Raw genomic sequence first — 14,559 nt, forward strand, 5'->3', positions numbered from 1 at the left:
TTACTTGGTATGGGAAGCGATGGAAGCGCTGATCGCCGCGCCCATTTCGGCAGAACGTTCCGTGGCGCGGCGTATCGCTTTGGAAACCGTATCGGTGAAGCCGCAGTGGTCCATCGTCTCGATGGCCGCATGCGTAGCGCCGTTCGGAGACGTCACCTTGCGGCGCAGCTCAGCCGGCTCTTCTCCGCTCAGCTCGACCATGCGGGCCGCGCCCATCACTGTTTGCACGGTCAGACGTTTGGCCTCCTCATACGTTAGCCCCCCGCTCATTCCGCCTTCGATCATGGCTTCCATCATATAATAAATGTAGGCCGGGCCGCAGCCGGATAACCCTACAATCGTTTCCATCAGCGATTCTTCGACGATCGATACGATGCCGACGGAGCGGAACATCTCTTCGCCCAGCTGCCGCTGCGCGTCCGAGACGCCGCGGGAAAAGCTGAGCCCGGTTGCGCCAAGCCCGATGGTGCTGGATGTGTTGGGCATCGTGCGGACGATGGCCCAGCCGGTGCCACCGAGAATGGCTTCCATCATGTCGATGGAAAGTCCGGCAATCACCGATACGAGCAATTGCTCCTTGCGGAGTATCGGCTTCAAGTCGAGCAAGCCTTGGGCGGCGTCGCTTGGCTTAAAGGCCAAAACGACGATATCGGCTGAAGCGACAGCATCGTTTCGTCCGGCTACTCCCGCGGCATATCGAATGCCGTATTGCTTATTCAATTCTTGCAGACGGGCTTCATTCGACCGATTGACAGCCACAAGCTGTTCCGGCTGCATGCCCGCCTCGGAGATGAGTCCCCGGATGATCGCTTCCGCCATGGAGCCGGCGCCGACGAACGTGATGTTTTTGGATAAAATCTGTGACATATTGGCTGCTCCTTTCGAACTTTGCAAGTGTATACGATCCTCTGGGTTAACCGCGAATTTGCCCGTCTCCGACAATGCAGTATTTGCTCGACGTCAGCGCCGGCAAGCCCATAGGGCCGCGAGCGTGCAGCTTTTGCGTGCTGATGCCGATTTCGGCGCCGAAGCCGAATTCGAAACCGTCCGTGAAGCGGGTGGAGGCGTTATGATACACGGCTGCTGCATCGACTTCCTGCAGGAAACGCACAGCGTTCGCCTCGTTTTCAGTCACGATACATTCCGAGTGCATCGTTCCGTGGCGGCGTATGTGCGCCAGCGCCTCGTCCAATCCTTCCACGACGCGAACGTTCAAGATATAATCGTTGTACTCCGTATCCCAGTCGGATTCCGTGGCCGCCTTCACCGTCGGTACGAGCCGCTGTGTTTCCGCATCGCCCCGCAGCTCGACCATTTGCTGTACGAACTGCTCGGCGATGCTTGCGAGATGCCGTTCCGCGAAATCGCGATGCACCAGTAACGTTTCCATCGAGTTGCATACGGAAGGCCGCTGTACTTTCGCGTTGATGGCGATCTTGAGCGCCATATCCGGCTGCGCGCTGGCGTCGATATAAGTGTGGCAAATGCCGGCTCCGGTCTCAATCACCGGTACGGTTGCGTTTTTGACGACGTTTTGAATCAAAGAAGCTCCGCCGCGAGGAATAAGCACGTCGAGCAGGCCGTTCAGCTTGAGCATTTCGTCCACCGATGCGCGGTTTGGGTCCATGATGAGCTGGAGCGCGTCTGCCGGAACGTCCGTCGATTTCAGCGAATCGTGAAGCACCTCGACGATCCGTCTATTGGAATGGAGCGCCGAGGAGCCGCCGCGCAGCACGACGGCGTTGCCGGTTTTCAGGCAGAGCCCGGCCGCATCCACCGTTACGTTCGGCCGCGCTTCGTAGATAATGCCTATGACACCGAGCGGCACGCGGACCTTGCGGATTTGCAGGCCGTTCGGGCGGTCAAACGCCTCCAGCGTATCGCCAATCGGGTCGGGCAAAGCAACGACCTGCCGCAGTCCGTCAGCCATCGCTTCGATCCGCTGGCGGTTCAGGGCCAGCCGGTCGAGCAGCGAAGTGATGATGCCGCTCTCGCGTCCGCGCTGCAGATCCTCCGCATTGGCGGCGATAATCGATTCGGACTCCGCTACGAGGGCGTCCGCCATACGCAGCAGCGCGTTGTTCTTTTGCTCTGTACTGAGCAAACCGAGCTTCGGCGCGGCTTGCTTGGCCAGCTTCGCTTTTTGCACCACTTCGCTCAGGTTTAGAGCTTGATCCGTTGTCATGTTCAACTTCCTCCTTCGGAGCGTCGTTTTAGGTCGTACTTGCTTAGGTTTCGGCAGCATCCTTTGCTTTTACCGTGGATGCGAGGGTAATCCATTCGTCGCGATGGATGACTTCGATGCGCGATACCTCGATCCGCTTCTGCACTTCCTCCGTACTAAGACCGGCAACGGCCTGAAGCTGCCAGGAGGCGTAATTGACGACGCCGCGCCCGATCGTTTCCCCAGCAGGGCTAAGCACTTCGATGACATCGCCGGGATGAAACTCCCCGGTCACTTCCTTGACTCCCGCGGGCAGCAAGCTTTTGCCGCCTGTGACGAGCGCCAGCTCCGCGCCTTCGTCCACATAGACCGAGCCCTGCGGCTGGGAGTGGAAGCCAAGCCACTGCTTCTTCATCGGCAAATTATGCTCCGACGTATCGAAATAAGTGCCTTTTCCGGTTCCTTCCACGGCCAGCCTCAGATCGCCGGACTCCGTGACGCGCCCGACGAACACCGGCACGCCGCCGCGCATGGCGATTCGGGCGGCCTCGATTTTGGAGCGCATGCCGCCGGTGCCGACCATGGAGCCGGAGCCGCCGGCGATCCGGTAAATGTTTTCGTCGATTTCCAGCACGCGGTCGATCCGTTTGGCGTCGGCGTTTTTGCGCGGATCTTCGGTATACAATCCGTCCGTATCGGTAAGAATGACCAGCCTTTGCGCCCGCACCAGATTGGCTACGAGGGCGGAAAGCGTATCATTGTCGCCGAATTTCAGCTCGTCGACCGAGACCGTATCGTTTTCGTTAATGATCGGCAGCATTCCGCGGCGCAGCAGCTCTTCAATCGTCATCTGCGCGTTATGGATTCGCTTGCGGTTGGAGAAGTCGGAGCGGGTCAGCAAAATTTGCCCTACGCCTACGCCATGCCCCGAGAATGCGGCCTGATATGCTTGCATCAGCAGCGCCTGCCCGACGGAAGCGGAGGCCTGCTTCTCGTGCAGCAGCTTGGGACGCGACGCGTAGCCCAGCTCCCGAAAGCCGGCTGCCACGGCACCCGAGGTCACGAGGAGCACGGGAAAGCCTTGGGCGCGAAGCGCCGCGAGCTCATCTGCAAAAAATGCGATTTTCGCCCGGTTCAATCCGCCTTCATCGGACGTTAGCGAGCTGCTGCCGATTTTCACTACGATCGTTTGCTGCATAGGTATCACTCTTTCCATGACTGATCTGGCTGTCGTCCGGGGCAGGTGCAGAAAACACAAAAAGGCCCCGTCCTTTAAGGACGAAAGCCTCTACTTCCGCGGTACCACCTTACTTGATGAATTGACGACCAATCCATCCTGCTTCAGTCCCTTGTAACGGCAGGGAAAGCCGTCCAGCTCGTCGCTGGCCGTTCAGGGGCGGGTTCGGCAAGGCTCCACGGTAAATTCTCGCAGCCGGTGGAATTTACTCTCTGATCGTGAAGGGGCTTTCCTACTATTCCCATCAATACGTTTTGCTTTTCATTAGCATAGCATGAGGGGGGAGGTTTGTAAAGGCGATCAGCCGAACAGGCGAAGGGCGTCGATTCGGTCAATCGCTTCGCGGAGCCGCTCCTCGGTGCTGAGCAAGCCGAGACGCACGTAGCCTTCGCCGTGGTCGCCGAAGCCGACTCCTGGTGCGACGACAATCTTGGCCTGCTCGAGCAGCATGTCGGAGAACGACTCCGACGTATAGCCCTTCGGAACAGGCAGCCAAGTGAAGAAAGAGCCTTGCGAACGCGACGCTTGCCAGCCGATCCGGTCCAAAGCCCCGAACAGGGCGTCTCTGCGGCTCTGGTACATCTGCACGAGCTCGTGAACGCTATCTTGCGGGCCGGTCAACGCGACGGCCGCCGCCTCTTGGATGCCTCCGAACAAGCTGCAGTAGTAATGATCCTGAATCAAGTTGATCATCCGCACGATTTCGGGATTGCCGAGGCAGAAGCCGACCCGCCAGCCGGCCATGTTGTACGTTTTGGACAGCGTGTAAAATTCGACGCCGACTTCCTTGGCGCCCGGCAGCTGCAGGAAGCTGACCGGCTTCTGACCGTCGAAGCCGATAGCGCCGTAAGCGAAATCGCTGGCCACTACAATGCCGTGCTTCGCCGCAAAAGCAATCGTCTCTTCATAGAAGGAAGCCGGAGCCGAAACCGCCGTCGGATTGTTCGGATAGTTGATGAACATCAGCTTCGCCCGATTCACGTCATCGGCCGAAAGCGCGCTGTAATCCGGCAGGAAGCCGTTCGATTCCAAAAGCGGCATGAAGGCCATCCGGGCGCCGGCCAGGGCGACGCCAGACCAGTAATCCGGGTATCCCGGGTCCGGCACCAGACAGACGTCGCCGGGATTGAGCAGGCATTGGGCAATTTCCACAAGGCCGGTTTTGCCGCCGAACAAAACCGCCACTTCCGTTTCCGGGTCAAGCTCGACGCCGTAATCTTCCCGGTATCTTTGGGCCACGGCCTCTTTTAAAAACAAGTAACCGTTGAACGGAGGGTAGCGGTGGTACTGCGGATTTTCTGCCGCTTGTTGCAGCGCCTTGACGATGTGAGGCGGAGTCGGACGATCCGGATTCCCTTGTCCCAGATTGATCACGTCGTGTCCTGCGGCAATCTGGACATTGGCTTTGCGCACAAGCGTGGCGAAAAATTGGGTGGGCAGTTCTTGCAGCCGCTGAGCCGGAATCATGGGAAAAGCGCTGACGGCTGCTTTCGTTGGGTTGTTGGTATTCATCTATGTCACTCCATTAGTTTGGTTTCAAATGTGATGCCTTACAATAAATTCCCCGTGTTCTTATCGGAATATGGTAAATAACCTGAGCGGATAGGAATAATGTAACATGAAAAACGGTGCGTGTATACGGGTCTATTTCATCGAATCATCCATTTAACTGTCGAGTGGAACTATTTTATTCTTCTATTATGTGCAAAATTAAGTGGATGTGTTATATTAAGTGCATGAAGTTTCATCAAATGATATTTAGTTTCATTTAATGAAATTATGTTGACGACGGAGGGAACATCCATGGCGATAAGCTTTCACGATGAATACAATAAATATACCTATACCGGCAGGCTCGCCGATTCCGGCTGGATGGAGCTGATCCGGAAGAAGGCGCACCCTCAAGGGAAAACGGCAGCGGACATCGGTTGCGGCGGGGGGATATACTCCGTCGCTTTGGCGGAGCTCGGCGCTTCGTCGGTCGTCGGCATCGATTTCTCCGAAGCGATGCTTCAAGGAGCCGCAGAGCATTGCACGGAGTACGGGCAGATCCGCTTGGCACAAGGGACGGCGGATCGGACGGGATTGCCCGATGACTCGGTCGAGCTCGTGCTGGAGCGCGCGCTGATCCACCATGTTCCCGCAGAAGCACTGCCGGATGTATTCCGCGAGGCGCAGCGGATTCTGAAGCCCGGAGGGCTGCTGATCGTGCAAGATCGCACGCCTGAGGACTGCCTGCTTCCCGGAAGCAGGGAGCATCTGCGCGGCTACTGGTTCGAGAAGTACCCGCGTCTACGCCAGCTGGAAGCAGGGCGCCGTCACGATGCGGCAGCCATACGCAAAGCATTGGAAGCATCCGGGTTCTCGGTCGTGGAAGAAACGCAGCTATGGGAAGTGCGCAAAAGCTACGCTTGCTATAGCGACTATCGGGAGGAGCTATTGAGCCGGAAAGGACGTTCCATTTTGCACGAACTATCGGATGCGGGGCTTCAGGATTTGGCGGATGCCGTCGCAGCGGACTCGGGCTTTGAATCGAATGAGCCAGTCGAGGAACGGGACCGCTGGACAATATTCTTTGCGCAAGCGCGTTGAAGTTCCGCTTACGTTGCTCTATGATAATAGGAAGAAACGGCGCGGTTTCCCGAAGCGGGCTGCTGCGTTCGGAATTCGAGACGGGTAGGGGGAAGGTTAAATGGCTGGGCAACGATGGAACTTGGCTCTACTGCAAATGGACATCGCAATAGGAGAGCCCGAACGCAACTTCGCGAAGCTGGAGAGCCTTCTGCATGAAGCGGTCTCTCACGATACGCTGCCGGATGTGATCGTATTTCCGGAGATGTGGAATACCGGCTACGCGCTGGATCGGATTCAGGATCTTGCTGATCCTTACGGTGAGCGGACCGAGGCGCTGCTGTCGGCGTTTAGCCGAAAGCACGGTGTAAACATCATCGGCGGTTCGATCGCGGAGAAGCGGGACAACGGCGTTTACAATACGATATTCGCATATGACCGGCAAGGAAACCGTGCAGGAGACTACTCGAAAATTCATTTGTTCCGGCTGATGGATGAGGAGAAGTTTCTGCAAAGCGGAGACCGGGCGGGCGAACTGCAGTTGGACGGCATTCCGGCCGGCATGATGATCTGCTATGACATCCGGTTCCCGGAGCTTGCGCGAAAGCTGGCGCTCGGGGGCGCGCAAATTTTATTCGTTCCGGCCGAATGGCCGAATCCGCGGCTGCATCACTGGCGTACGCTGCTGATGGCGAGGGCGATCGAGAACCAGATGTTCGTCGTCTCCTGCAATCGCGTAGGTGTAAGCGGGACGACGGAGTTTTTCGGTCATTCGATGGTCATCGATCCGTGGGGCGAGGTGCTGGCCGAAGGCGGGGAAACCGAAACGATCATTCGCGCTGCCGTCGACCTTAGCGAGGTGCCTGCCGTTCGCAGCAAAATTCCGGTGTTTGAAGACAGACGCCCTTCCTTGTATTAAAAACAGCATGCGAAAACCGGCTCGGATCATTCCGGCCGGTTTTTTGCGCGTTCGGCTTCCATCACTTTGCGAAACGTCTCCATGAACGCGACGACCGCCTTCGATAAATAACGCCCCTTGCGGTGAGCGATCACGAGCGTACGGGTCGGCCGGTTGGACAGCTGCAGGTACGCGGGCGCCAGCTCGTTCCATCCTCTGAGCAGCATACGCGGGATAAAGGCAATGCCCATCCCCGCCGCGACGAGCGACTGGACCGTCTCAATATTGCTGCTCTCGAACACGATATTCGGCGTGAAGCCGGCGTCTTTGCACAATTCGATCGCGATTTGACGGAAGCCCTGGCCTCTTTTCAGCGCGATGAACGGCTCCTCCTGCAGTTCCGCAATATCGACCGTTCGGTTTGTTGCCTCGGTTAGACGCGCGGCCAGCGGATGCTGCGGCGGGACGGCTAGTACGATCTCTTCCTCAATGATCGGCTCGTAGTCAAGCGAGTCGTCGATCAGGGGCAGGGAAAGCAGGCTAATGTCGGCTTGCCCGCTCGCCGTCAATTGTTCCAGGTTCGACGTCGTCTCTTCGACGAGCACGATGTCGATTTCCGGGTAGCGCTCCTGGAAGACGGGCAGGACGAGGGGCAGCACGTGCGCGCCTGTAATTGGAAGGCTGCCCACGACAAGCTTGCCTTTGCGCATTTGGGAAATGTCTTCCATTTCTTGTTTTAGCTGCTCGACCATGTCGAGAATTTTTTGCGCTTTTTCCACGAAGCGGGTACCGGCATAGGTGACTTCCACCGAGTTGGTCGTCCGTTGAAACAAAAGCACGCCGATCTCCTTCTCCAGCTTGGAAAGCTGCTGACTAAGCGACGGCTGGGCGATATGCAGCTTTTCGGCGGCACGGGAAAAGTTTTTGTCAATGGCAATTTGCAAAGCGTATTGCAGCTGGCGCAGTTCCATGCGGCTCGGCTCCTTTTATAAAGAATACCTATTAATACTACATTAATCGTAACGTATTTGTTATAAGAATGAAAGCTCCACGTTCGCAAACAAAAAAAGGAAGAAAGAGCGGGAGGCTCCTTCTTCCAGGGCAGAACGGAATATTGCGTGAAACGCGCAGCAGCCGCATCTTCGGCCGTAAGATCAAGTTCCGCAGGAACCGGGATACCCGTCGTTCCGTTTCATTTCTTCCAAATGCTCGCGCATCTCTTCGTCCCCGGGCATTTCGGCGACCAGCTTTACTTTGCTGGCGGCGGGCTCCTCTGGGGGAACGGTGTTTGCAGGGCGAGGCGTATCGGTCATTGTGCAGTCCTCCTTAAGGTATGATCAGGAATACCATCGGACGTCCCATCTTCGGAGCAGCAGATGATACCCAAATTCAACGGCAGCGGTTACGACGGCGATAACGGCCAGGGCCGACCAGGACAATCCCCAATGATAAGCCGTTCCCATGGCCCCTACAAATAAAGCGGCCAGTAGCCCGTCGGCCAAGGTCGCGGCGGCATTCCCGAATTCGTCGAGAATCCATTGGTCTCCGAGAAAAAAGGCCAGGATACTCAGGCTGAGCGACGCCATCAGCGCCTGGAACGGAGTTGCGTTTGACAAATAAAGCAGCAGCGGGACGGTAAATAGAGCGTTTACGACGAGTTTGACAAGCAGCTTGCTCATGCCTTCCAGCTCCCTTACTTATGCTTTCGTTGAAAGGTTGTCCTGAACAACCTTCATTTATACAGGGCTAGCGGGCGAAACGAAAGTATTGCCATCACCGAAATATCCACGCCTTACGTACGGGAAGCCTTGACAAGGCAGCTGAATGAGCACATTCATTCCCATGCGGCGCTCAACATGTCGATTCAATAAGATTGGTTCACCCCGCCATTGGCTATCTATAGCGAAAACCTATGAAGGCTATAGATATTATATCTTGGATCAATGAAGATGGACGTGATACGATAGGTGGCATTAGGAGCATCATTCAGATACCGAGGTGGAACCGATGGCAAAAACAATGTTCGAAAAAATTTGGGACAATCACGTTATTCATTCGGAGTCGGGCAAGCCGAGCATCATTTATATCGACCTTCAACTGGTCCATGAAGTGACTTCGCCGCAAGCGTTCGAAGGTCTTCGCCTGAGCGGCCGCAAGGTTCGCCGTCCGGACTTGACGTTCGCAACGATGGATCACAACGTACCGACCAAGGATCGTTTCAATATCACCGATCCGATTTCCAAGCAGCAGATCGATACGCTCTCCAAAAACTGTGCGGATTTCGGCGTTACCCTGTTCGACCTGGACAGCATCGACCAAGGGGTCGTCCACGTTATGGGACCGGAGCTCGGTTTGACGCATCCCGGCAAAACGATTGTTTGCGGCGACAGCCACACGTCTACGCACGGCGCGTTTGGAGCTTTGGCGTTCGGGATCGGAACGAGCGAAGTGGAGCACGTGCTTGCGACGCAGTGCTTGCAGCAAGCGAAGCCGAAAACGCTGGAAGTGCGCATCAACGGCAAGCTGAAGCCGGGGGTTACGGCGAAGGACTTGATCCTCGGTGTCATTGCCAAATACGGGACGGATTTTGCAACCGGCTATGTTATCGAGTACACGGGCGAATCGATTCGCAGCTTGTCCATGGAAGAGCGCATGACCGTGTGCAACATGTCGATCGAAGCGGGTGCGAGAGCAGGCTTGATCGCTCCGGACCAAACGACGTTCGATTACCTCCGCGGACGCGAATACGTGCCGCAGGGCGAAGCGTTCGAGCAAGCGGTAGCGGCATGGAAGCAACTGACGACGGACGAAGGCGCGGTATACGATCGCGTGGTTGATTTCGACGCGGACAGCTTGATTCCGCAAGTCACCTGGGGCACCAGCCCGGGCATGGGTACCGATGTGACATCCCGCGTGCCGAATCCGGCGGATTTCAGCACGGAGAACGAGCGCAAAGCGGCGGAAAAAGCGATTGAGTACATGGGCTTGACACCGGGAACGCCGATGACGGATGTTACGATCGACTACGTATTTATCGGTTCCTGTACGAACGGCCGGATCGAGGACCTGCGCGCGGCGGCTGCCGTGGCACAAGGCTACAAGGTATCGCCGAACGTGACGGCGATCGTTGTGCCGGGCTCGGGCCGGGTAAAAATCCAAGCGGAAAAAGAAGGCCTCGATAAAATTTTCATCGAAGCGGGCTTTGAATGGCGCGATGCTGGTTGCAGCATGTGTCTGGCAATGAACCCGGACGTACTGAAGCCGGGCCAACGCTGCGCTTCGACGTCGAACCGGAACTTTGAAGGCCGTCAAGGCCGCGACGGACGGACGCACCTCGTGTCTCCGGCAATGGCCGCCGCGGCAGCGATCGAAGGCCGTTTCACCGACGTGCGCGATTGGGAATTCAAAGTGAAGCAGGAAGCTTAAGAAGATCATTTTATCGAAGCGAGGAGTTAAACGACATGGAAGCTTTTAAACAGCATACCGGCCTGGTCGGTCCGGTGGACCGCGTGAACGTGGACACGGACGCCATTATTCCTAAACAATTTTTGAAGCGCATCGAGCGTTCCGGCTTCGGCCAATTTCTGTTCTACGAGTGGCGTTTTGACCTGAATGGCCATACGATTCCGGAGTTCAGCCTGAATCAGCCGCGCTATCAAGGCGCTTCCGTTCTGATTTCCCGCGCCAACTTCGGCTGCGGCTCGTCCCGGGAGCATGCCCCTTGGGCCATTCAGGACTACGGCTTCAAAGTCGTGATCGCGCCGTCGTTCGCCGACATTTTCTACAACAACTGCTTCAAGAACGGCATCCTGCCGATCAAGCTGAGCGAAGAGCAGGTCGAGGAGCTGTTCCAGCGCACTGCAGCGAAAGAAGGCTACAAGCTGACGGTCGATCTGGAGAACAAAAAGATCACCGACGATCAAGGCCTTAGCATCGATTTTGATCTGGATGAGCACCGCCGCCAGTTCCTGCTGCTCGGTCTCGACGATATCGGTCTGACACTGCAGCATGAAGATAAAATTGCGGCATACGAAGCGGCGCACAAAGCGCGTCTCGCGTACAAATAAGCGACGAATAGCCCGGCCCGATTCTCGAAAAAGAGATAAGGTCGGGCTTTTTTTTGATCCGGCCGCATTATATCATACAATGTTCAAAAACTTTCGACAATTTCCGTGAAAAGTGTGATTTATGTTTTTTCAAACGCCGAAAGCGTTGTGTATAATATCACTGGAAGCATGATGGGAGGGTGTCAGAAATGAATTTTGCCAGAATCGGCGTCGTGGGCGCCGGAACAATGGGTCAAGGTATTGCCGAAATGTTGGCAGCCAAAGGGTTGGAAGTCATGCTGATCGAACGGACGCCTGAAAGACTGGAGCAGGCCTGGGAACAAATCGAGATCAGCTTGGACAAGCAGCTGGAGAAGTGGGCGATCACTCCCGTTGAGAAAAAATTGATTCTTTCGCGCATCGCGAAGGAAACGTATATTCACCGGTTGGCCGAATGCGACATGGTTATCGAAACCGTTTCGGAAGATCTGGAGATTAAAAAAGAAGTATTCCGCAAACTTGACGAGGTATGCCCGCCGTCGACCATCCTCGCCAGCAACACGTCTACGCTCAGTTTGACGGAACTGGCGGCGGAGACGCAACATCCGGAGCGCGTCATCGGCCTTCATTTTTTATATCCGGTATCGAAAATTCATTTGGTGGAAATCATTCGCGCGCTGCAAACGGGAGAGGACGTCTTCCAGACGACCCGGAAGTTTGTCGAAGAAACAATTCAAAAACGCGGCATTCAGGTATATGAATCGCCGGGCTTTGTTACGACGCGGCTGATCTGCGTGCTGATCAACGAAGCGATGCATGCGCTGTCGGAGAGGGTGGCGAGCGCGGACGATATTGATAATGCGATGCGAATCGGCTATGATTTTCATTATGGGCCGCTGGAGATGGCAGACCGCTTCGGCTTGGATTCGATATTGGCTGCAATGGAACGTATGTTCCGTGAATTCGGCGATGTGAAGTACCGGCCGGCGGTGCTGCTGAAGCAGATGGTAAGGGCCGGTCATCTCGGCACGAAGACGGGACAGGGCTTTTTCCGCTATGATAAGGATGGTGACCGGATATGATCGTACTCGTCATTAATGCAGGCAGCTCCTCTCTTAAGTTTCAGCTTTACGAGATGGAGGACGAATCCGTACTGGCTAAAGGGAAGGTGGAGCGGATCGGAATGGAATCCGCGATCTTGACGTACGAGCCGGAAGGTAAGCAGGACGTGCGCGAAGTCAGCGAAATTTTGGAGCATACGACGGCGATTCGCAAGGTCTTGGACATGCTGGTCCATCCGGTCCATGGAGTGCTCGAATCGGCACAGCAAATCGACGCGGTGGGCCACCGGGTCGTGCACGGGGGCGAATCGTTTTCCAATTCCGCGTTAGTCAACGAAGAGGTAAAGCAGGAGATCAAGAGGCTGTTCGATCTGGCGCCGCTGCACAATCCTGCCCATATGCTCGGAATTCAGGCGGTCGAAGCGAATATGCCGAACGTGCCGCAGGCCGTCGTGTTCGACACGGCTTTTCACCAAACGATGCCGCCGGTGACGTATTTGTACCCGATCCCGATGGTGCTCTATAAGAAGCATAAAATTCGCCGCTACGGCTTCCACGGCACCTCGCACGCTTATGTGAGCGAGCGCGCCGCCGCGTTCCTCGGTCGTCCGCTCCGCGAGCTGAAGCTGGTCACCTGCCACATCGGAAACGGAGCGAGCTGCACCGCGGTGATGGACGGGCGGTCGTACGATACGAGCATGGGGATGACGCCGCTGGAAGGGCTGATGATGGGAACGCGGAGCGGAGATATCGATCCGGCCATCGTCCCGTTTACGATGGGCAAGGAGGATCTGACGCTCAGCGAAGTGAACTCGATGCTGAACAAGCACAGCGGACTGCTTGCCATCTCGGGCATCGGCAGCGACATGCGGGAGATTGATGAGGCGAGGCAGACGGGAGACCGCAATGCGGCGCTCGCGTTTGACATGTATGAGTACCGGCTGCGCAAATGTATCGGCGCTTACGCGGCGGCCATGAACGGCTTGGACGCCATCGTCTTCACGGCGGGTGTCGGGGAAAACTCCGCTTCGCTGCGAGCTGCGGTATGCCGCAATCTCAGCTTTCTCGGCCTGGAGCTGGACGAAGCGGCGAACGACCGGCGCGGATCCGATGAGCGCGCCATCACGACACCGGGCTCCCGGGTACAGGTGCTTGTCATCCCAACCAATGAGGAACTTGTTATCGCCCGGGACACGTACAGGTTGATTTTGGACCGAAATGATGTAAACTAGTGAACGGTGGTCAATTTTATAAGTAGGCGGAGGAATGTTCATGAACCGTAACCTGTGTATGATCGGGGATGTGAATAAACATATAAACGAGTCGGTGACGATCGGCTGCTGGCTGCATAACATCCGTTCCAGCGGCAAGATTCGTTTCCTGCAGCTGCGGGACGGCTCCGGGTTTATTCAGGGCGTCGTCGTTAAGAGCGAAGTGCCGGAGCAGGTATGGGAAGACGCGGGCAAGCTGACGCAAGAAAGCTCGCTCTACGTTACCGGAACGGTACGTGAGGATACGCGCAGCAAAGGCGGCTTCGAGCTGACGGTAACCGGTGTCGAAATTATTCAAGTGACAAGCGATTATCCGATCACGCCCAAGGAGCACGGCGTCGATTTTCTGATGGATCACCGCCATCTGTGGATCCGTTCGCCGCGTCAGCGGGCAATTCTGGTCATCCGGGCGCAAATTATCCGGGCGATTCAGCAATTTTTCGACGAGCGCAGTTTCCATTTGGTCGATCCGCCGATTTTGACTCCTTCGTCCTGCGAAGGAACGACGAACTTGTTCCATACGAAATATTTCGACGAGGACGCTTACTTGACGCAGAGCGGCCAGCTGTACATGGAAGCTGCGGCGATGGCGCTCGGCCGGGTATACTCGTTCGGTCCGACCTTCCGGGCGGAGAAGTCGAAGACGCGCCGGCACTTGATCGAATTCTGGATGATCGAACCGGAGATGGCGTTCGTAACGCACGAAGAGAATCTTCAAGTGCAGGAGCAGTTCGTCTCTCACATCGTACAATCGGTGCTGCAGAACTGCCGCCAGGAGCTTGAGACGCTGGAGCGCGATACGACGAAGCTGGAGCAAGTGGTGGGCCCGTTCCCGCGCATTACGTACGACGAAGCGGTAAAATTCCTTCAAGAGAACGGTCACGAATTCGAATGGGGCGAAGACTTCGGCGCGCCTCACGAGACTGCCATTGCCGAAAAATATGAGAAGCCGGTGTTCATCACGCATTATCCGACGGAGATCAAAGCCTTCTATATGAAGCCGGATCCGAACCGTCCGGAAGTCGTGCTTTGCGCGGATATGATCGCTCCGGAAGGCTACGGGGAAATTATCGGAGGCAGCCAGCGGATCGACGATCCGGAGCTGATGGAAGAACGCTTCCAGCAGCACGAGCTGTCCAAAGAAGCGTACCAGTGGTACCTCGACCTGCGAAAATACGGCTCCGTGCCGCACTCGGGCTTCGGTTTGGGGCTTGAGCGCACGGTCGCCTGGATTTGTGGACTCGATCACGTTCGCGAGACGATTCCGTTCCCACGGCTGCTGTACCGCTTGTACCCGTAAGGTCTGCATAC

General features: G+C 56.4%; 14 protein-coding genes and 1 other annotated feature. Of the genes, 7 read left to right on the plus strand and 7 right to left on the minus strand.

Going from position 1 to position 14,559, the window contains the following annotated elements; translation table 11 throughout:
* From proC to PEL01S_RS06805, 4 genes are all read right to left on the minus strand, one after another.
* Positions 1–867 (minus strand): pyrroline-5-carboxylate reductase, encoded by an 867-nt coding sequence (gene proC, locus PEL01S_RS06790; protein WP_063184217.1) that lies wholly within the window; start codon positions 865–867, stop codon positions 1–3.
* 46 nt (positions 868–913) lie between these two features.
* Positions 914–2,161 carry a glutamate-5-semialdehyde dehydrogenase gene (locus PEL01S_RS06795; protein ID WP_127459826.1) on the minus strand — a complete coding sequence of 416 codons (1,248 nt, stop codon included), beginning with the start codon at positions 2,159–2,161 and terminating at the stop codon, positions 914–916.
* 67 nt (positions 2,162–2,228) lie between these two features.
* A complete protein-coding gene (gene proB / locus PEL01S_RS06800; RefSeq protein ID WP_127459794.1) occupies positions 2,229–3,362 on the minus strand; it encodes a glutamate 5-kinase in 1,134 nt (377 codons plus the stop codon).
* 73 nt (positions 3,363–3,435) lie between these two features.
* Positions 3,436–3,658, minus strand: a binding site (T-box leader).
* 43 nt (positions 3,659–3,701) lie between these two features.
* Positions 3,702–4,913, minus strand: a complete 1,212-nt coding sequence (locus PEL01S_RS06805; RefSeq protein WP_127459795.1) for a pyridoxal phosphate-dependent aminotransferase — start codon at positions 4,911–4,913, stop codon at positions 3,702–3,704.
* A 291-nt stretch (positions 4,914–5,204) separates the two neighbouring features.
* Between PEL01S_RS06805 and PEL01S_RS06810 the strand changes: the two genes are divergently transcribed.
* Positions 5,205–5,993, plus strand: coding sequence for a class I SAM-dependent methyltransferase (locus tag PEL01S_RS06810; protein WP_127459796.1), 789 nt, complete (start codon positions 5,205–5,207; stop codon positions 5,991–5,993).
* Between the two features lie 100 nt (positions 5,994–6,093).
* Complete coding sequence (locus tag PEL01S_RS06815; protein WP_127459797.1) at positions 6,094–6,891, plus strand: carbon-nitrogen family hydrolase; 798 nt, start codon at positions 6,094–6,096, stop codon at positions 6,889–6,891.
* Between the two features lie 26 nt (positions 6,892–6,917).
* Here PEL01S_RS06815 and PEL01S_RS06820 read toward each other — a convergent pair whose 3' ends face one another.
* The 3 genes from PEL01S_RS06820 to PEL01S_RS06825 all read right to left on the minus strand — a co-directional run bounded on the left by PEL01S_RS06820 (position 6,918) and on the right by PEL01S_RS06825 (position 8,549).
* A complete protein-coding gene (locus PEL01S_RS06820; RefSeq protein WP_063184212.1) occupies positions 6,918–7,841 on the minus strand; it encodes a LysR family transcriptional regulator in 924 nt (307 codons plus the stop codon).
* A 183-nt stretch (positions 7,842–8,024) separates the two neighbouring features.
* Positions 8,025–8,183 carry a hypothetical protein gene (locus PEL01S_RS34380; protein ID WP_164824251.1) on the minus strand — a complete coding sequence of 53 codons (159 nt, stop codon included), beginning with the start codon at positions 8,181–8,183 and terminating at the stop codon, positions 8,025–8,027.
* A 24-nt stretch (positions 8,184–8,207) separates the two neighbouring features.
* Positions 8,208–8,549: a DUF2512 family protein gene (locus PEL01S_RS06825; RefSeq protein ID WP_063184211.1), complete on the minus strand. Its 342-nt coding sequence runs from the start codon at positions 8,547–8,549 to the stop codon at positions 8,208–8,210.
* Positions 8,550–8,877: 328 nt separating this feature from the next.
* On the opposite strand from PEL01S_RS06825, the gene leuC reads away from it, so the two are divergent.
* From leuC to asnS, 5 genes are all read left to right on the plus strand, one after another.
* The gene (gene leuC, locus PEL01S_RS06835; protein WP_063184210.1) at positions 8,878–10,296 is read left to right on the plus strand and encodes a 3-isopropylmalate dehydratase large subunit; all 1,419 of its coding nucleotides are present in this window, start codon (positions 8,878–8,880) and stop codon (positions 10,294–10,296) included.
* 35 nt (positions 10,297–10,331) lie between these two features.
* Positions 10,332–10,937: a 3-isopropylmalate dehydratase small subunit gene (gene leuD / locus PEL01S_RS06840; RefSeq protein ID WP_063184209.1), complete on the plus strand. Its 606-nt coding sequence runs from the start codon at positions 10,332–10,334 to the stop codon at positions 10,935–10,937.
* A 188-nt stretch (positions 10,938–11,125) separates the two neighbouring features.
* Positions 11,126–11,998 carry a 3-hydroxyacyl-CoA dehydrogenase family protein gene (locus PEL01S_RS06845; RefSeq protein ID WP_127459798.1) on the plus strand — a complete coding sequence of 291 codons (873 nt, stop codon included), beginning with the start codon at positions 11,126–11,128 and terminating at the stop codon, positions 11,996–11,998.
* Positions 11,995–13,209 carry an acetate/propionate family kinase gene (locus PEL01S_RS06850; RefSeq protein ID WP_063184207.1) on the plus strand — a complete coding sequence of 405 codons (1,215 nt, stop codon included), beginning with the start codon at positions 11,995–11,997 and terminating at the stop codon, positions 13,207–13,209. The genes PEL01S_RS06845 and PEL01S_RS06850 overlap by 4 nt, the downstream gene beginning before the upstream one ends.
* A 40-nt stretch (positions 13,210–13,249) precedes the next feature.
* Positions 13,250–14,548 carry an asparagine--tRNA ligase gene (gene asnS / locus PEL01S_RS06855; protein ID WP_063184206.1) on the plus strand — a complete coding sequence of 433 codons (1,299 nt, stop codon included), beginning with the start codon at positions 13,250–13,252 and terminating at the stop codon, positions 14,546–14,548.
* Positions 14,549–14,559 lie beyond the last annotated feature (11 nt).

The organism is Paenibacillus elgii NBRC 100335, from assembly GCF_004000865.1.
Taxonomy (GTDB): Bacteria; Bacillota; Bacilli; order Paenibacillales; family NBRC-103111; genus Paenibacillus_G; species Paenibacillus_G elgii.